General features: G+C 69.4%; 15 protein-coding genes. 4 read left to right on the top strand and 11 right to left on the bottom strand.

Translation table 11 applies throughout. The annotated features are described in order from the left end of the window. Positions 1-23 precede the first annotated feature (23 nt). From AMK34_RS03985 to AMK34_RS03965, 5 genes are all read right to left on the bottom strand, one after another. Positions 24-455 carry an NfeD family protein gene (locus tag AMK34_RS03985; RefSeq protein ID WP_038513731.1) on the bottom strand — a complete coding sequence of 144 codons (432 nt, stop codon included), beginning with the start codon at positions 453-455 and terminating at the stop codon, positions 24-26. Positions 456-550: 95 nt separating this feature from the next. Next, the gene (locus AMK34_RS03980) at positions 551-1,366 is read right to left on the bottom strand and encodes a DUF3097 domain-containing protein (protein WP_073842972.1); all 816 of its coding nucleotides are present in this window, start codon (positions 1,364-1,366) and stop codon (positions 551-553) included. A gap of 50 nt (positions 1,367-1,416) precedes the next feature. Beyond that, the gene (locus AMK34_RS03975) at positions 1,417-2,310 is read right to left on the bottom strand and encodes an aminoglycoside phosphotransferase family protein (protein ID WP_073842970.1); all 894 of its coding nucleotides are present in this window, start codon (positions 2,308-2,310) and stop codon (positions 1,417-1,419) included. Beyond that, positions 2,295-3,077 (bottom strand): SCO1664 family protein, encoded by a 783-nt coding sequence (locus AMK34_RS03970; protein WP_073842968.1) that lies wholly within the window; start codon positions 3,075-3,077, stop codon positions 2,295-2,297. Before AMK34_RS03970 ends, AMK34_RS03975 begins: the two co-directional genes overlap by 16 nt. 4 nt (positions 3,078-3,081) lie before the next feature. Then, positions 3,082-3,657 carry a DUF3090 domain-containing protein gene (locus AMK34_RS03965; RefSeq protein ID WP_016334235.1) on the bottom strand — a complete coding sequence of 192 codons (576 nt, stop codon included), beginning with the start codon at positions 3,655-3,657 and terminating at the stop codon, positions 3,082-3,084. A gap of 121 nt (positions 3,658-3,778) precedes the next feature. Between AMK34_RS03965 and AMK34_RS03960 the strand changes: the two genes are divergently transcribed. From AMK34_RS03960 to AMK34_RS03945, 4 genes are read left to right on the top strand one after another with little or no spacing between them, the layout of a single operon-like run. Next, positions 3,779-5,719, top strand: coding sequence for a dipeptidyl-peptidase 5 (locus tag AMK34_RS03960; RefSeq protein ID WP_073842966.1), 1,941 nt, complete (start codon positions 3,779-3,781; stop codon positions 5,717-5,719). Then, entirely contained in the window at positions 5,716-6,603 is an 888-nt protein-coding gene (locus AMK34_RS03955; RefSeq protein ID WP_073842964.1) for a S66 peptidase family protein, read from the top strand. Before AMK34_RS03960 ends, AMK34_RS03955 begins: the two co-directional genes overlap by 4 nt. 48 nt (positions 6,604-6,651) lie before the next feature. Then, on the top strand, positions 6,652-7,278 hold the full coding sequence (locus tag AMK34_RS03950) for a class I SAM-dependent methyltransferase (RefSeq protein WP_073842962.1): 627 nt from the start codon (positions 6,652-6,654) through the stop codon (positions 7,276-7,278). 13 nt (positions 7,279-7,291) lie between these two features. After that, complete coding sequence (locus AMK34_RS03945) at positions 7,292-7,708, top strand: TIGR03668 family PPOX class F420-dependent oxidoreductase (RefSeq protein WP_073842960.1); 417 nt, start codon at positions 7,292-7,294, stop codon at positions 7,706-7,708. 161 nt (positions 7,709-7,869) lie between these two features. Here the strand turns inward: AMK34_RS03945 and mptB are convergent, their stop codons facing one another. The 6 genes from mptB to AMK34_RS03915 form a co-directional block, all read right to left on the bottom strand. Next, positions 7,870-9,432: a polyprenol phosphomannose-dependent alpha 1,6 mannosyltransferase MptB gene (gene mptB, locus AMK34_RS03940; RefSeq protein WP_073842957.1), complete on the bottom strand. Its 1,563-nt coding sequence runs from the start codon at positions 9,430-9,432 to the stop codon at positions 7,870-7,872. 14 nt (positions 9,433-9,446) lie between these two features. Continuing rightward, complete coding sequence (nikE, locus tag AMK34_RS03935; protein ID WP_073842955.1) at positions 9,447-11,117, bottom strand: nickel ABC transporter ATP-binding protein NikE; 1,671 nt, start codon at positions 11,115-11,117, stop codon at positions 9,447-9,449. Further along, positions 11,114-12,019 (bottom strand): ABC transporter permease, encoded by a 906-nt coding sequence (locus tag AMK34_RS03930; protein ID WP_016334228.1) that lies wholly within the window; start codon positions 12,017-12,019, stop codon positions 11,114-11,116. Before AMK34_RS03930 ends, nikE begins: the two co-directional genes overlap by 4 nt. Next, positions 12,016-13,047 carry an ABC transporter permease gene (locus AMK34_RS03925; protein WP_037337648.1) on the bottom strand — a complete coding sequence of 344 codons (1,032 nt, stop codon included), beginning with the start codon at positions 13,045-13,047 and terminating at the stop codon, positions 12,016-12,018. Before AMK34_RS03925 ends, AMK34_RS03930 begins: the two co-directional genes overlap by 4 nt. Positions 13,048-13,055: 8 nt before the next feature. Beyond that, entirely contained in the window at positions 13,056-14,840 is a 1,785-nt protein-coding gene (locus tag AMK34_RS03920) for an ABC transporter substrate-binding protein (protein WP_073842953.1), read from the bottom strand. 394 nt (positions 14,841-15,234) lie between these two features. After that, the gene (locus AMK34_RS03915; RefSeq protein WP_241832674.1) at positions 15,235-17,025 is read right to left on the bottom strand and encodes a hypothetical protein; all 1,791 of its coding nucleotides are present in this window, start codon (positions 17,023-17,025) and stop codon (positions 15,235-15,237) included. Between the last annotated feature and the right edge of the window lie 60 nt (positions 17,026-17,085).

Raw genomic sequence — 17,085 nt, 5'->3', positions numbered from 1 at the left:
CTGTTGCGGTGCGGCCGTCCGGCTCACAGCTCGGCCGAGACGACCGCCGTGGCGCCCGAGATCTCGACGACCGTCACCGATGTCCCCGGGGCGATCGGTTCCCCTTCGGTCATGCATCGTGCCGACCAGACGTCGCCCGCCAGCTTCACCTGGCCCGCTTCGACGTCCACTGTGGACACTACTACCGCTCGCGCGCCGATCAGCGCGTCGGTGTTGGTCTTGATGTCCGGCCCCGAGAGGAACCGGCGCTTGAGGGTCGGCCGGACGAGCGCGAGCATCCCGACCGAGACGACGGCGAACACCGCGACGTCGATGAACGGGTTCCCGGTCAAGGCGGCCGAGCCCGCCCCGAACAGGGCCCCGACGCCGACCATGAGCAGGAACAGATCACCCGAGAGCAGCTCGGCGATGATCAAGAGGATGCCGGCGATCAGCCAGATGAGAGCGCCTGTCATGCGTTCATGCTCCCAGATCGCGTCGATTCATACCGAAGAAGCGAAACCGACGTGACCGACGCGTGACCTTGAGTGACCTCGCGCAAATCGGTCATTCAGGACTCTTCGCCGGGGTCGGAGACGAAGTCGATGAGCCGTTCCACCGCTCCGATCAGCGGCGTTTCCAAATCCCGGTAGCTGCCGACGGCCGCCAGGACCCGCTGCCAGCCCTCCCACGGCTCGCCCCAGCCCAGCGCGTCGCACACGCCCTCTTTCCACTCCGTGCCGCGCGGGATCTTCGGCCAGGCGCGGATACCCACCACCGACGGCTTCACGGCCTCCCAGATGTCGATGTACGGATGACCGGTGATCAGCACGTTCTCGTCGCGGACGGCGTCGACGATCCGGGACTCCTTGCTGCCCGCGACCAGGTGGTCGACCAGCACGCCGAGTCGCCGTCCTGGCCCGGTGCCGAACTCGTCGATACGGTCGGACAGCACGTCCACACCATCGAGTGGTTCCACGACCACGCCTTCGACGCGCAGATCGTGTCCCCAGACCCGCTCGACGAGTTCGGCGTCGTGCTTGCCCTCCACCCAGATCCGCGAATCGCGTGCGACCCGGGCCTTGAGTCCCTGGACCTGCACCGACCCGGACGCGGAGATCCGGCGGGCGGGGGTCTTCGGGGCCGCCTTCGCCGGCACCAGGGTGACCGGTTTGCCTTCGAGCAGGAAACCCGCGGGGTTGAGCGGGAACACGCGGTGCTTGCCGTGGCGGTCTTCGAGGACGACGTTGCCGTACTCGATCTTCACCACGGCACCGCAGTAGCCGCTGGCGGGGTCTTCGACCACGAGCCCCGGTTCCGCGGGCACCTCGGGGATCTTCCGCTTGCGCGGACCGGACAGCACGTCGTCGTACGAATGGGAGCGCACGGCGCCCGACGCTAGCGGCGCCCGGGGTCGGCGTCTCCCCGCCACGCCGGTCAGGCGGCCATCCGCAGCATCGCGTCGACGAACGGGGTCCGCTCGCCCCGCTCCAGCGGGCGCATCACGAACAGCGGTGCGAGCGCGACGCACCACGCGCGGACCCGTTCGGCGTCGAAACCCGGCAGATACGGCGCGATCGCGTCGAAACCGTCTTCGAGCGTTCCGCCGTCGCGCATCGGTAACGTGACCCAGTCGGCCAGATCGAACCACGGATCACCGACGCTCGGCCGCGGATCGATCGCGACCGCGCCCCTCCCGGGCCCGCCGTCGAGGACGTTGCCCGGATGCAGATCCCCGTGCACGATCGCGTGACCTCCCCCGCCGGTCGCCAACGCGAGCGCCCGCCGCCTAGCCCGATCGAGGGTCGCCAGCGAAAGCGTGGCTTCGGCCACCGAACCCCGCAGCCCACGCTCGGCGAGGTCGTACATGAAGACGACACGGTCTTCCAGCGTCGAGAACTCCGGCGGCGGGGCCACCGCGTGGATCTGGACCAGCAGGTCGCCGACCTCGGCCCACGGGACGTTCGCCCCCGCCTCCAGCAGCTGCGTGCCCGGGTCGATGCCTTCCAGCAGGATCGCCCCGTCGGCGAGTGCGGTGTCCAGCACCTGCACGACGCGCGAGCAGCCGTCCCACGCCCGCAGCGCGGCGGCCTCGGACGCGGCGATCGCGTGATCCGGCGTCAGCTTGAGGACCTTCTTGACGCCGTCGTCCCCGGCACAGATCAGGGTCCGCCCGGTGTTACCCGGTTTCGCGTCGACGACGGTGAGCCCCCATCGCGCCGCCAGCCGCGCCACGAGAGCGGGCACGTCGTCGCACCACGCCGCGACCTCCGCCCCGAACCGCGTGACCAGACGCGCACGCGCCTCGTCGTCGATCAGAACAACGGCCACGGGATGGCACGCCAGTCGTCGCCCGGCTCCGGGAACACGGCCTCGGCCAGGAGCAGTTCGGTGCGCTCGGTCAGCGCGCGGATCTCGAACCCGGTGAGATGCTCGCCGAGCGCGTCACCGAGTTCGCCGTCCAGCTTCTCGCGCAGGCCACGCAGCTTGCCGATCTCGTCTTCGGTCAGCCGCTCGCCGATCCAGCCCCAGAGCACCGTCCGCAGCTTCGGGTCGGTGTGCAGGCAGATCCCGTGGTCCACGCCGTAGACGCGGCCGTCGGCGCCGGCAAGTACGTGGCCGCCCTTGCGGTCGGTGTTGTTGACCACGATGTCGAGTACGGCCAGTTCCCGCATCCCCTGCCGGTTCGCGTGCGCGAGCACCGCGGGTTCGCCGTCGCGATCGTGCGCGTGCAGCACGACGCGCCAATCGTCCGGCACGCTGTCCGGGGACCGGACGTCGACCAGTTCCTCGTCGGTGGTCTCGATCCACAGCTGCACCATGCCGGGCCCGAACGGACCGTCGCGCAGCACCGTGGGCGGGATGGCGCCGAGCCCGGAGGCGTCGGCGATCATCGCCGTCGCGACCTCACGGCCGGCGAGCGTCCCGTCCGGGAAGTCCCACAGCGGCCGCTCACCGGAAACCGGCTTGTACACGACGTTGCCGGTGACGCCGTCGAGCTCGATCGTGCAGAACAGCGTGACGTTGGAGGCGTCGACGAGCCTGCCTTCGACGTCGATCTTGCCGCGCGTCACCAGGTCCCGCGAAGTCTCCGTCACCTCGTCAGTCCTCGAGGACGTCGACGTCGCGCCGGTACCCGTTCTGGCGCGGGCAGATGTGGCCCGCCGGGTCGAGCGGTTCCGCGCACAGCGGGCACGGTTTGCGGCCGGCGTTGACCACCCGGTCCGCCCGTTCCGCGAAGGCGCGCGCCGCGCCGGGGGTCAGGAAGACGCGGACGGCGTCCGGCCCCTCTTCGGTGTCGTCCAGAACGACCGTTTCGTCCACCTCGCCTTCCGTCATGGCGAGCAGTTCGATGACGACTGCGCTGCTATCGGCGTCCCAGCCGAGCCCCATCGTGCCGACGCGGAACTCCTCCTCGACCGGGACGGTCAGGGGGTCGACGTCGAGGAGCTCGTCGGGCGCGTCGTCCGGTACGTCCGCGCCGAACCGGCTGGCGACCTCTTCCAGCAGCGAGCTGAGCCTCTCGGCCAAGACCACGACCTGCTGTTTTTCGATCGTCACACTGATCGTGCGGACGTCCTCGGACGCCTGGAGGTAGAACGTGCGGTCGCCGGGCTCACCGACGGTTCCTGCGACGAACCGGTCGGGCTGGCGGAAGACGTGGATTACGCGAGACATGGCACCTTTGACCCTAGGCCACGGCCCCATGATCGGCATCCGCCGCCCCACGGTTCAGCCAAGGGCGAAACCGCTGCGCCCCGAGCCGTCATAGGCAAAGGGCCGAACCTAGGCTTCCCCTGTGGTTGAGATCGCCCCTTACGGCACCTGGACGTCTCCCCTGTCGGCCGCCGACGTCGCGGCCTCGGGAGTCAGCGCGCAATGGCTCGGAACGGCGGGAAACGAGGTCTGGTGGGCCGAAGCGAGAACAGGTGAAGGCGGCCGCGTGACCCTCGTGCGGTCCCGCGCAGACGGCACGGTCGAAGACGTCCTTCCCGCTCCCTGGAACGTCCGGAACCGGGTCCACGAATACGGCGGCCGTCCCTGGCTCGTCCTCGACGACGTCCTCGTCTTCACCCACTGGACGGATCAGCGCGTCTACCGTCGCGACCTGACCACCGGCGAGACGACGCCTCTGACCCCGGAACCGGCGACGCGGCACCAGATCCGCTACAGCGACCTCCGGCCCGGCCGGCCCGGCGAGGTGTGGCTCGTCCGCGAACGCAGCACCGGACCCCGGCGCGTCGACATCGCCCGCGACCTCATCGCGGTGCCCCTCGACGGCGGCCCGGAACGCGTGCTGACCGCCAGCCATCACTTCCTCACCGCGCCGCAGCTCTCGCCCGACGGGAAGCGTGCGGCGTGGCTCGGCTGGAACCACCCCGCGATGCCTTGGGACGGCACCGAACTGTGCGTCGCCGAACTCCGCGAAGACGGAACCTTCGGGCCGCACAGCGTGCTCGCCGGCGCGGCCGACGTCTCCGTCTGCCAGGTCGACTGGGAGTCGGCGGACAGCCTGCTGGCCCTGCTCGACCCGCACGGCTGGTGGAACCTGCATCGGATCGGGCTCGATGGCGGCATCACGAACCTGGCCCCGGCCGAACAGGAGATCGGCGGTGCGCAGTGGAAACTCGGCGCCCGCTGGTTCACGTCGCTCGGAGACGGCCGCTTCGCCGTCATCGCCTCGGGCAGGCTCGCCGTCCTCGACGAGGCGACGCGGGAACTCGCCCCGGTGGCGACCGCCACCGGCCTGACCGCGTGGTCCACCAACGGTTTGGCCGTCCACGAAGGCTGCGTCGTCGGCGTCGCGGCGGGCCCGAAGCGCGAAGCCGCCGTCGTGAAGGTCGATCTCGCCGGTGGGACGGTGACCGAACTCGCTTCGGCACCCGAACCGCCTTCGCCCGCCTACCTGTCGACGCCCGTCGAGCGGATCTTCAAGACCGACGGCGGCGACCGGATCCCTGCCTTCCTCTACCTCCCCGCGAACCCCGACTTCGCCGCGCCGGAAGGGGAACTGCCACCGCTGTTCGTGTACCCGCACGGCGGGCCCACCGGCAGGGACAGCGCGGTGCTCGATCACGAGATCTCCTATTTCACCAGCCGCGGGATCGCCGTCGTCACGGTGAACTACGGCGGCTCGACCGGCTACGGACGCGCCTACCGCGAACGGCTGCGGGAACAGTGGGGCGTCGTCGACGTCGCCGACTGTGTCACCGTCGCCGAAGCCCTTGCCGCCGAAGGCACCGTCGACGGCGACAGGCTCGCGATCCGCGGCGGCAGCGCGGGCGGCTACACCTCCGCCGCGTCCCTGACCACCACGACGACCTATCGCGCGGGCACTGTCATGTATCCGATCCTCGACCTCACCCAGTGGACCGGTGACGGCGGCGAGACACACGACTTCGAGTCCCGCTACCTCGACGGGTTGATCGGACCGCTGCCGGAGACCGAGCAGCGCTACCGCGACCGGTCACCGATCAACAACGCGGGCACTCTCGCCGGTCCCCTGCTGTTCCTGCAGGGGCTGGAAGACGAGATCTGCCCACCCGAGCAAGCGGACCGCTTCGTCGCCGGACTGGCCGGACGCGGCATCGAGCACGCGTACCTGCGGTTCGAGGGCGAACAGCACGGGTTCCGGAAGGCGGAGACGATCGTGGCCGCGCTCGAAGCGGAGTTGTCGTTCTACGGTCAGGTATTCGGCTTCGAGACACCCGGCGTGCCGAAGCTCCGGCTGAGCCGGTGAGGCCGCCGAAGACGCGACCGGGCGACACGATCGCCTTGGTCGCCCCGGCGGGCCCGGTCCCGCCGGACCTCGTCGAGAAGGCGCTGCCGGTGCTCCGCGGCTGGGGCGCCGAGGTCCACGTCGGCGAATGCGTCCGCGCGACCTCCGCCGGTTACCTGTCGGCTTCCGACGAGGCCCGGGCCGCCGAGTTCACCCGGGCCTGGCTGGACCCGGGAGTGACCTGCGTCCTCGCCGCCCGCGGCGGCTACGGCTCGCAACGCATGCTCGACCTGATCGACTGGGCGGCACTGAAAGCGGCCGGGCCCAAGATGTTCGCCGGGTCGAGCGACGTCACCGCGCTGCACCGGGCGGTGAACGTCCACTTGGGACTGGAAACGCTGTTCTCCCCGATGCCCGCGACCACCCTGTTCGACGCGGTGGCCGCCGAACACCTGCGGCTTTCGCTGTTCGAGCCGGAAGGCGTCCGGCTGATCACCTCGCCGACGTCGTCGCCGCTGGTGCCGGGCACCGCGACCGGGACGCTCATCGGCGGCAACCTCGCCCTGCTGACGGCCGGTCTCGGCGCACCGGAACAGGGCTCGGCGCGCGAGTCGATCGTGCTGCTGGAGGACGTCACCGAGAGCCTCTACCGGATCGACCGGATGCTCACCCAGCTGCTGCGTTCCGGCTGGCTCGACGGTGTCCAGGGCTTCGTGCTCGGTTCGTGGAAGTCCTGCGGTGATCCCGAGGAGATCCGCGCCCTGATGCTCGACCGGCTCGGGCCGCTCGGTGTGCCCATCGCGTGGGACTTCGGCGTCGGACACGTCCCGGCGTCGCCGACCATCCCCCTCGGAGCGCGGGCCACCCTCGACGCCGACGCGGGAACGCTCCAACTTTTGCCATAACGGCAACGGAACTTGCGAAGACGGCCGGACCGAGGGCATCTTGCGGTCATGGATTCGACACAGCAGTTCTGGGAAGACTTCTACCGGGACAAGGACCAGGTCTGGAGCGGGAAGGCGAACCCGATCCTGGTGAACGAGGTCGCCGCCCTCACGCCGGGCACCGCGCTCGACCTCGGTTGCGGCGAGGGCGGTGACGCCATCTGGCTCACCCAGCAGGGCTGGAGCGTCACCGCCGTCGACATCTCCGACGTCGCGCTCGAACGCGCCGCCGCCCACGCGGACGAGGCCGGCGCCGAGGGCATCACCTGGGAGCGCCACGACCTGGCGAAATCGTTCCCGGAGGGCCGTTTCGACCTCGTCTCCGCCCAGTTCTTCCACTCCCCTGTCGCGGTTGACGGCGAGCGGGACAAGGCGCTCCGCCGCGCCACCGAAGCGGTCGCACCCGGCGGCACCCTGGTGGTCGCCGGCCACGCGGGCTGGCCGACTTGGATGGAGGAACCGCCGCACAAGGACGTCCGCTTCCCGACGACCGCCGAGGTCCTCGAAGCGCTCGCCCTCGCCGACGGCGAATGGACGGTCGAGCGGCAGGAAGTGATCACGCACGACTTCCCCGGCCCGGAGGGGCAGCACGGAACGCGGTCGGACAACGTGCTCCGCGTGCGCCGCTCGGGCTAGGTACCGTCATGGCATGCGGATGTCGCCTGCCGAAGCCCGGTCACGGTTCGAAGGCGAGCGGATCGCGCGACTGGCGACGGCAGGCGCGGACGGCGTCCCCCATCTCGTGCCGGTGACGTTCGTCGTCGAAGGCGACTCGGTGGCCTTTGCGATCGATCACAAGCCGAAGAGCACGACGGCGTTGCGGCGGCTGAAGAACATCGCGGAGAACCCGGTGGTCAGTTTCCTGACCGACCGCTACGACGAGGACTGGGCCGGGCTGTGGTGGGCGCGGGCGGACGGCGTCGCCCGGGTGCTGACGGATCCCGACGAGCAGACTCTCCCGGTACGGCTGCTGCGGGAGAAGTACCCGCAGTACGAGGCGCAGCCTGCTCCGCACGCCGTGGTCACCACGCTCGTCCATTCTTGGAGCGGATGGCGCTCTTCTTGAGCTTCTTTGGCCGTGTTGCCGTTTTACGGCAACACGGCCTTCGCCACGCCGTATAGGCCGTTATACACTTTGGTGAACGAAGTCCAATCCCTTGCCTCTGGTACATGAAGGCCCCCTTCCTTGCGTCTAGCGCAAGGAAGGGGGCCTTCATGTACCAAAAATCAGGACGACCGAGGAGCCTCGACCGGCAGGAACTGCTCCACCGGCTTCCCCCGCCAAGCAGCGATGATCCCCAGCGGATCCGGCCGAAGCAGCGAAGCGGCCGCGTACACACTCGCCGCGACGACGCCGGCCATGAACCACCAGTCGTACAGCGCCTGCTCCCCCGTCGGGTAGTAGACCAGCGTCACGAACACGGACACCGCGACGACGACCGCGAGGTTCCGGCGACGCCATTCGAAGGCCGACAAGACCACGAAACCCCAGGTCAGGTACCACGGCAGCGAGGGCGGCGGGACGATCGCACCCGCCAGCAGGACGATCGCCATCCGGTGGATCGCCGGGTAGCCACCGTCGCGCGCCAGCCACCATTGCCAGCCGGCGAAGACGAACAGGCCGACCATCGCGATCGCCCTGAACACCGTGACGAACGGCGAGACTTCGACGTCGATCACCAGGTTCACCAGCGAGTAGAAGATCTCGCCGATCCCGGTCGGGAAGTTCATCCAGTTCGCGATCAGCGTCGGCGCCTTGAGGCCGGTCAGCCAGCCCAGGTTGACCGAGCCGAGCGAGAGCCAGGTGCCCGCGACGAACACCGGCAGGAAGATCCCGACCGACGCGGCGCCCGCGCGGAAGAAGTTGACCACCTTCCGGTCGCCGGGCAGGTGGTTCGCCCACACCCAGACCAGGAACGGCAGCGCCCACGCCGCGGTCGGCTTGATCAGCATGCCGATGGTGACCAGGACGATCGCGACGACGTGCTTGCGCTCCAGCGCGGCCAGCACGCCCACGGTGAGGAAGCCCAGCATCAGCAGGTCGTTGTGCGGACCGCCGACGAGGTGGATCACCGTCATCGGGCTGGCGATGGCGAGCCACAGGGTGATCGGCAGTTTGCCGCCGAGGTGCTTGACCAGGCGCGGCAGCGACCACAGCATCCCGGCCAGGCCGATCATCAGCACCAGCCGGGTCGCGATGACACCGGCGATCATGTCGTTGCCGGTAACCGAGACGATCCCCTTGGCGACCAGCAGGAACAGCGGGCCGTACGGCGCGGGCGTGGTCTGCCACAGCGGATGGACGTTCTGCACGACGTCCGGCAGCACGGCCAGCTCGGCCGGGCCGTTGGCGTACGGGTCGAGACCATTGAGCAGCTGCGCGCCCTGCGCGAGGTACGAGAAGACGTCGCGGGTGAACAGCGGCGGCGACACCAGTAGCGGCGCCATCCAGCAGGCGGCGGCGATGACGATCGGGCGGCTGCCGATCCGGCCGGCGAGCGCGTAGCGGCCCAGCCGGACCCACGCCCAGATGATCAGCGCGAAGCCGGTGTACAGCATCGTGTTGGCGAGGATGCGGCCGTGGCCGTAGCGGATCCACGACAGCGGCCCGTGCCCCAGGATCGGGTCACGGATGAGGATGCCACCGGCGCCGAGCGCCGCCAGCATCAGCAGCGTGCTGCCGATGGTCCCCATCGCGATGGTGCGGTACGGGAACCGGGAAGGCACCCGTAGCCGCTCGCCGAGGGAACCGGCCGAGGGCGTCTGCTGGGGGTCTGTCGTGGTCGCCATTTCGAGATTGGAGGTTACACACCGCGCCTGTGCGAGTGCGCGGCAATGGGGGTTTCCCGCGCGGTTCCACCGGGCAACGCGGCGAGCAGCGACTTCGTGTAGTCGTGCTTCGGGTCCAGCAGGACCTCCTCCACCGTGCCGACCTCCACCAGCTCCCCTCGGTACATCACAGCGGCCCGGTCGGCGATGTTCCAGGCCAGCCCGAGGTCGTGGGTGATCACGAGCCCGGCGAGACCGAGTTCACGCCGCAGGCGCAGCAACAGCGCGAGAATCTCCCCTCGCACCGACGCGTCGAGCGACGCCACCGGTTCGTCCGCCACGATGACGCCGGGGTCCAGCGCGAGCGCGCCCGCGATGACGACCCGCTGCCGCTGCCCGCCGGAAAGCTCGTGCGGGAGCCGGTCGAGGAACTTCTCCGCGGGCCGCAGTTCGGCCGCTTCCAGCGCCTTGACGACGATCTCGTGCTCGTTCGCGCCCATTCCGTGGATGCGCGGGCCTTCCGCGACGGCCTCGTACACCGTGTGGTTCGGGTTCAGCGCGCTCGTCGGGTCCTGCAGCACGAGCTGGACCTGCCGCCGGTACGCCTTGAGCCCGGCGCCACCGAGCGGGACCGGCTTGCCGTCGTAGCGCACCGTTCCGGAATCGGGTTTCTGCAGCCCGAGCAGCGTCCGGGCCAGCGTCGTCTTGCCGGAGCCTGACTGGCCGACGAGCGCGACGATCTCGTCCTTCCGCACCTGCAGGCTCACCCCGGCGACGGCGTCGATGCGCTTGCCACTGCGATCGCGGAAGCTGACGCGCAGGTCTTCGGCCTCCAGTAGCGCGGGCTGGTCGGCGCTGCGTTCCGGTTCGGGCGGCAGCGGTGTGCTGGTCGCGGGCGCGAACCGGGACACCGGATCGCCGACGGTCGGGAACGCGGCCGCCAGCGCCTTGCTGTGCTCGTGGTGCGGCGCGCTCATCAACTCGGCGCTCAGCCGCTCCTCGACGATCTCGCCGTCGTACATCACCGCGATCCGGCGGCAGGTCGCGGCGAGCACCGACAGGTCATGACTGATCATGATCAGCCCGATCCCCTGTTCGGCGACGAGCCTGCCCAGCAGGTCGAGCACCTGGGCCTGGACGACGACGTCGAGCGCGGTCGTCGGCTCGTCCGCGATGATCAGCCGCGGCGAGCAGGCCAGCGCCATCGCGATCATGACGCGCTGCTTCTGCCCACCCGACAGTTCGTGCGGGTACGCACCGGCCCGGCCGGCCGGCAGATCGACCTGCTCGAGCAGTTCCTTGACCTTGGCCTGGATCTCACCGTCCGACAGCGCCTTGCCGCCGGGCGGGTGCAGCCGGATCGGCTCCGCGATCTGCTCGCCGATCTTCCGCACCGGGTTGAGCGCGTGCATCGCGCCCTGGAAGACGACCGAGGCCTCGGCCCAGCGCACGGCGCGCAGCCTGCCCCACTTCATGGCGGTGACGTCTTCGCCGTCCAGCAGGATCTCGCCGCTGACCTTCGCCGAACGCGGGAGCAGCCGCAGCACGCTCATCGCGACCGTCGACTTCCCCGACCCCGACTCCCCCGCGACGCCGAGGGTGTCGCCGGGTTCGAGCACGAGGTCGACCCCGCGGACGGCGGCGACCTCGCCGCTGCCGGTGGCGTACGTGACGCCGAGGTTCTTCAGTTCCAGCAAGGGGCTCATGAGTGCTGTCCCTTCAGGCGCGGGTTCAGCACGGTCTCCAGCGCGCGTCCGACGAGGGTGAAGGCGAGGACGACCACGACGATCGCGACACCCGGCGGCAGCAGGTTCCACCAGGCACCCTTGCTGATCGCACCGTTGTTCAGCGCGGTCTGCAGCATGGCTCCCCACGAGACGGTGTTCGGGTTGCCGACACCGAGGAACGCCAGCGTCGCGTCCGCGATGACCGCGTTGCCCACGACGAGCGTGGTGTTGGCCAGCACGAGCGGCATGACGCCGGGCAGGACGTGCTTGCCGACGATGTGCAGGTGACCGCCGCCGAGCGCCTTCGCGCGCTCGATGTACGGACGGCCTTCGATCGTCAGCGTCTGCGCGCGGACCAGCCGGGCGGTGCTCGGCCAGGCGGTGACACCGATGGCGACGATCACCGTCATCGCGCCCTGCTCCAGCACCGACGCCAGTGCCACGGCGAGGACGAGCGACGGCAGCACCAGGAAGAAGTCCGTGAACCGCAGCAGCAACCCGGACAGCCAGCCACCGAAATGCGCGGCCGCGATCCCGATGATCGTGCCGATCAGCACCGAGAGGAAGGCCGCCGAGAACCCGACGAGCAAGGAGATCCGCGCACCCCAGAACGTCATCAGCAGCACCGAACGGCCGTCGATGTCGGTGCCCAGCCAGAATTCCCCACTGGGCGGGTTCAGCGAACCGCCGTGGGCCTTGGTGACGTCGAGGCCGGACTCGTCCGAGATCACCGGCGCGAGGATGGCCAGCACGGTGAGGATGCCGAGGAAGGCCAGTCCGAAGACGCCCGCCTTGTTCGTCGTGAACTCGTGCCAGCGCTTCGCCACGGCCTCGCGGCGGCGGCGCCAGACGATCGAACCGGGTTTTTCCGCTGTGGTCATGCCGTCCGCACCCTGGGGTCGAGCACGCGGTAGAGCAACTCCGCGAGCAGGTTCATCAGCACCACCGCGCCGGCGAGGGTGACGAAGACTCCTTGCAGGACAGGCAGATCAGGTCCGCGGAGCGCTTCGTAGAGCAATTGCCCGAGCCCCGGCCAGCTGAACACGGCCTCGACCGAGACCGCGCCCGAGACCACCATGCCGAACTGCATGAAGACCAGCGTCACCGTCGGCAGCAGGGCGTTGGGCACGGCGTGCCGTTTGCGCACCAGGTCGTCGCGCAGGCCCTTGGCCCTGGCGGTGGTGAGGTAGTCCGAGTTCATCTCGCCGATCAGCGACGACCGCATGACCAGCATGTACTGCGCGTAGAAGACCACCAGCAGGGTCACGCACGGCAACACCAGATGGTGGAGGACGTCGAGCCCCTCGCTGAAGAAGCCGGGCGCGACGTCCGGGGAATGCATGCCCCGGCTGGGAAAGAGCCCGTCGGTCGCCACGAGCAGCATGAGCCCGAGCCAGAACTGCGGGACCGACCACAGGGTCAGCGCGATCCCGGTCTGCGCCTTGTCGAACCCGCTCCCCCTGCGCCAGCCCGCGCGGATGCCGAGCCACAGGCCGAGCGCGACCGCGAGCACCGTCGCGCTGCCGACGAGCAGGATCGTCGGCCACAAGCGCTCGCCGATCATGTCGAAGACGGGGCGCCGCTGCAGGTACGAGACACCCATGTCGCCTTGGAGCAGACCGACGACGTAATCCCAGAACTGTTGCAGCAGCGGCTTGTCCACGCCCATCTGGGCACGCAGCTCCGCCATCATCTTCGGATCGGTCGGCCGGTCGCGGACCATGAACCGCACGGGATCACCGGGCAGCGTCCGGAACAGGAAGAACCCCAGCACGACGACGAGCGCGAGGCTCGCCAGCGCGCCGCCGATCTTGGAGAGCACGAACCGGGCGGTGCCGGTCCCGCCCCGGCGCTCGTCGGGATCGACGAGCGCCGAGGACTGGTCGAGGGAACTGAGTGCTTCGGTCAACGCTGCTCTTACTCCCGGTCCTCGGCCGACTTGCCGCGCCGCCCGAGCAGCACACCGCCGCCGACGAGCACCACGAGCACGACCGCGCCGATGCCGATCCACAATCCGGTGTTGCCGCTCTCCTCGGACCCGGCAGCGGCCGCGTCGGCCGGGGTGGCGCCGTAGACGCCCCAGTAGCCGGACTGCTCGAGGATCGCGCCGTCAGGCTGCGGCTGCTTGGTGAACGAGGAGAACTTGTCCGAGCGGTAGGCCTCGAGCACGTTGTCGTAGTCCAGGACGACGTCGACGTACTCGCCCGCCAGCACGGCCTGCGCCTGCTTGACGAGCTCGGCGCGCTTGGCCGGATCGAACTCCGTCAGCTGCTTCTTGTACAGGTCTTCGTAGCGCGGGTCGCAGAAGAACGTCGCCGAGCTGCCGCCGTTGCCCTCCGCGTTCGGGCGGCCGGCACAGGTGTTCAGGCTCAGTGCGTAATCCGGGTCGGGCGAGGTGCCGTAGCCGGAGATCGCGAGGTCGTAGTTGCCCGCCGTGGTGCGGTCGTCCAGCTCGTCGTCGGAGACGAGTTCCTGCTTGACGCCGATGCCGGCGTCCTTGAGCCAGCCGGTGACGAACTGCGCGACACGCTGGTCGAACGGCCGGTTCGCGTGCCCGGCGAGGCGGAACTCCAGCTTCGCGCCGCCGGGGGCGACGCGGATGCCGTCCGCTCCCTTGGCGTAGCCGGCCTGGTCGAGCGTGGCGTTCGCGGCCGCGATGTCGAACTTGGTCTTCTCGGCGTCGGACGGGGTCCAGGTGTAGGCCTTGTAGATCGCCGGCACGACACCGGTCCCGGCCTGGCCGTAGCCGTTCATCACCTTTTCGACGATGGTGCCGGTGTCGACGGCCTGCGCGATCGCCTTGCGGACGCGGAGATCCTTGAGGATCGGGTTCCCGTCACCGATCGGCTGGTCGAGCACGTTCTTGACGCCGAAGTTGATGATGAGCTCGTTGTACCGGCGGCCCGGCGCCTTGTTCGTGGTGATGTTCTTCTCGCCCTTGAGCGCGTCGAACTGCGTCGGCGTGAGGCGGTTGATGACGTCGACCTCGCCCTGCTTCAACGCGTTGACCGCGGCCTCGGCGTCCTTGAACTGCAGCAGCTGCAGTTCGTCGACCTTGGGCGCGCCGCGCCAGTAGTCCTTGTTCGCCTTGAACTTCACGAACTCGTTCTTCTTGTACTCGGTCAGCAGGTACGGGCCGCTGCCGACGCCGACGACGGCCATGTCGTCGGTCGAGGGGGCGTTGAGATCCTTGATCGGCTCCCAGATGTGCTTGGGCACGATCGGGACGTCGAGCGAGGTCATGCTCGATTGCGGGGCCTTGGTCTTGATGACGAGCGTCTTGTCGTCCGGCGCCGACACCGAGGCGAAGTTGGTGACGTAGCTGCCGTTCGCCGTGCGGGCGTTCTCGTCGTCGAGCATCCGCTGGAAGGTGTACGCGGGGTCCTGCGCGGTGATCGGCTTGCCGTCGGACCACTTCATCCCCTGACGGATGGCGAAGGTCCACGTGAGCTTGTCGTCCGACGTCTTCCACGACTCCGCGATCCCGCCCGTGGGCTGGGTGTCCTCGGCCGAAGGCAGGGTCAGGAACTCGTAGTTGAACCGGCCGACCTGGGTCGACGCCGCCAGCTGGGCGGTGAAGGGGTTCAGGTGGTCGATGCCGGTCGTGAGCGCCACCCGGAGAACCTTGCCCTGCTGCTGTGCCGCCGCGGCGGGCACGAAAGGCACCGTCGCGACCGCCGAAGCGGCGAGGACGGCGACCACGCGAAGACCACGCCGTCGCCTCGGAAAACGCTCTGTGCGCACGAAGACCACCCCATCGAAACTCGCTGTAACCCAACCCCCAAGGCGGAAAAGTAACCACATGTCGCGGTAACCGCGCAATGACTCGCCAATACCGATCGTGCACGGCGGATGTCGTCGCGTGGTCGACAGCTACTTTACGTCTCGCCGACATTGCAGTGCGTCACCGTTTCGGCGCGCGAAACGGCGACACGTGCAGTGTCCTGGGTATTCAAGGGAAGCGGGCTTGCAGAAGTCTTGCGCGCGATGATGCCCAATCGATACGTGCGACGAAGTGCGAGCAAAGCGTTTCGTCCTCTGGATGCGGTCGTTGCACGCGCAAGTACCGCATCCAGAGGACGAAACGCGGGGGGCGTCAGCCGACGGAGACCTCACGCCGCCGCGCGGTGGCCGCGGCCGCGTAGAGCCAAGCGAACAGCGCCCACATCCCGGCGAAGATGAGCCCGACGGTCACGTACGCGACCGTCCACAGCACCGCGGGCGTCTCCGACTTCCGCTCTCGTTGCAGGAATTCGATCTCCGACATGAACGGGCGCGTACCGGACGTCGCGTCGATCGACGGCGCGTTCGCGGCCGGGTCGGCGGGCGCGTAGATCGGAGCGAGCCCCATCACCCGGTTCGGGACGTGCACGCGGATCCCGGTCTTCCACTGGCCGAACACCGGCAGCGGCTGGGCCGTGCGGTACACCCCGTCGCCGATCTTCTCCAGCGGCGCGGTGAAGAAATCGCCGCCCTGCCAAGCGAAACCGTTCAGCCACACGGCGTCCTCGGCCAAGTCGGGCCGCGAGAGCGTGACGGTCGCGTCGACCCAGCGGGGCGTGCCGCCGCCGTGCGGGTTCGAGATCGGCAGCCCGGTCGCGGCCTCGGTCAGCCGGACGTCCGCGGTGAATCCGGGTTCCGGATCGGCCGGGACGGCGACCGCCGACATCAGCGCGACCGCACCCAGCGCGCCGACGAGCCCGACCGAGTGCCGGGGGCCGGCCGCGGGCACCCGCGTCGCCGTCTCCTCCACTCGCTGGTACTGCCAGACCCCGATGAACGCGCCCGCGAGCGCCGCGCCGGTCCCGAACAGGACGAACAGCGGCAGATGCGCCGTGGGCCAGGGGTTCGGCATCAGCCAATGGGTGAACGCCGCCTCGGCGAGCATCCCGGCCGTCCCCACGAGCAGACCGGCGACCGCGGCGAACGTGTAGCCCTGCCGGTTGCGCATCGCGAAGGCGACGACCTCGATGATCACCGCTTCGGCGACGTACGGCAGCAGCGACGCCACGTGCAGGTCGGCGAACAGCGGGATGACGGCGAACGAAGCGCGGGAGGCGAGGAAGACCGCGAGGACGATCAGCGCGCCGCCGGGACCCCAGGAAAGCCGGCCGTAGGTCAGCGTCCAGGCGCCGATCAGGCCGACGAGCACGACCTGCGACAGCATCGGGAACTGCGGGACGCCGAGATCGAACTCCATGAGGAACGCCGAAGCGCCCATCATCCAGGCACCGGCGAGGACGGGGCCGAGCAGGCGCACGACCGGTCCGGTCGCACCGACCTGGCGCGCCTCGCCGAGCAGCAGTTGCAGGCCCAGCACGACGCACACGCCGCCGCCGATCATCAGGACGTGCGTCGGCCCCCATTCGGTGACGTCCTGGCCGAACAGGCGGTGCCAGACGTCGTCGAGCGGGAAGCCCGCGATGCCGACCAGGCCGGTCGCCATCATCTGGATGGACCCCATCGGCGCCCGCCAGTGCGGGCCGATCTTGAACGTGCGCTTGGGCAGATCCTTCGTGGCCAGGGTCGCGCTGAGCACACCGCTGGCGAAGATGCCCATCAGTCCGAAGTAGATCGGATAGTGCGACGGGTTCGCGAGCGGGCCTTCGTCGCGGCCGAGCTCCATGTGGATCGGCACGTCCCAGTAGACGCCGATCAGCGCCGACATCCCGGACAGGAAGGCGACGAACATCGGCAGCGCGGCCCAGCGCGGCAGGCCGGTGAGCCCGGCCATCCAGTCCGCGACGCGACCGAAGACCGTTCGCTTCCCCGCGCGCTCGCGAAGCACGAAAAGGGCCAAGGGCAGGAAGACCGCCGTGAACATCAGGCCCGCGATGACGATCTGCCCGAATTGCGCTCCGCCGGCAGGCGGGCTCTCCTGAGCCATGAACACCGTTCTCGCCTTCCTGCTAACCTGAGTAACTGTTACCTTGGGGTAACACGATAG

Origin of the sequence: Amycolatopsis sp. CB00013 (genome assembly GCF_001905755.1) — a bacterium.
GTDB classification, from domain to species: Bacteria; Actinomycetota; Actinomycetes; order Mycobacteriales; family Pseudonocardiaceae; genus Amycolatopsis; species Amycolatopsis japonica.
Note: the sequence above shows the minus strand (reverse complement) of the source record. Positions and strands in the feature narration are given on the sequence as shown.

Bases quoted from the DNA above. Each gene is read 5' to 3' on its own strand.
- AMK34_RS03915 (WP_241832674.1), bottom strand. From the start codon at position 17,025: ATGGCTCAGGAGAGCCCGCCTGCCGGCGGAGCGCAATTCGGGCAGATC.
- AMK34_RS03965 (WP_016334235.1), bottom strand. From the start codon at position 3,657: ATGTCTCGCGTAATCCACGTCTTCCGCCAGCCCGACCGGTTCGTCGCA.
- AMK34_RS03945 (WP_073842960.1), top strand. From the start codon at position 7,292: ATGCGGATGTCGCCTGCCGAAGCCCGGTCACGGTTCGAAGGCGAGCGG.
- AMK34_RS03985 (WP_038513731.1), bottom strand. From the start codon at position 455: ATGACAGGCGCTCTCATCTGGCTGATCGCCGGCATCCTCTTGATCATC.
- AMK34_RS03950 (WP_073842962.1), top strand. From the start codon at position 6,652: ATGGATTCGACACAGCAGTTCTGGGAAGACTTCTACCGGGACAAGGAC.
- AMK34_RS03930 (WP_016334228.1), bottom strand. From the start codon at position 12,019: ATGACCACAGCGGAAAAACCCGGTTCGATCGTCTGGCGCCGCCGCCGC.
- nikE (WP_073842955.1), bottom strand. From the start codon at position 11,117: ATGAGCCCCTTGCTGGAACTGAAGAACCTCGGCGTCACGTACGCCACC.
- mptB (WP_073842957.1), bottom strand. From the start codon at position 9,432: ATGGCGACCACGACAGACCCCCAGCAGACGCCCTCGGCCGGTTCCCTC.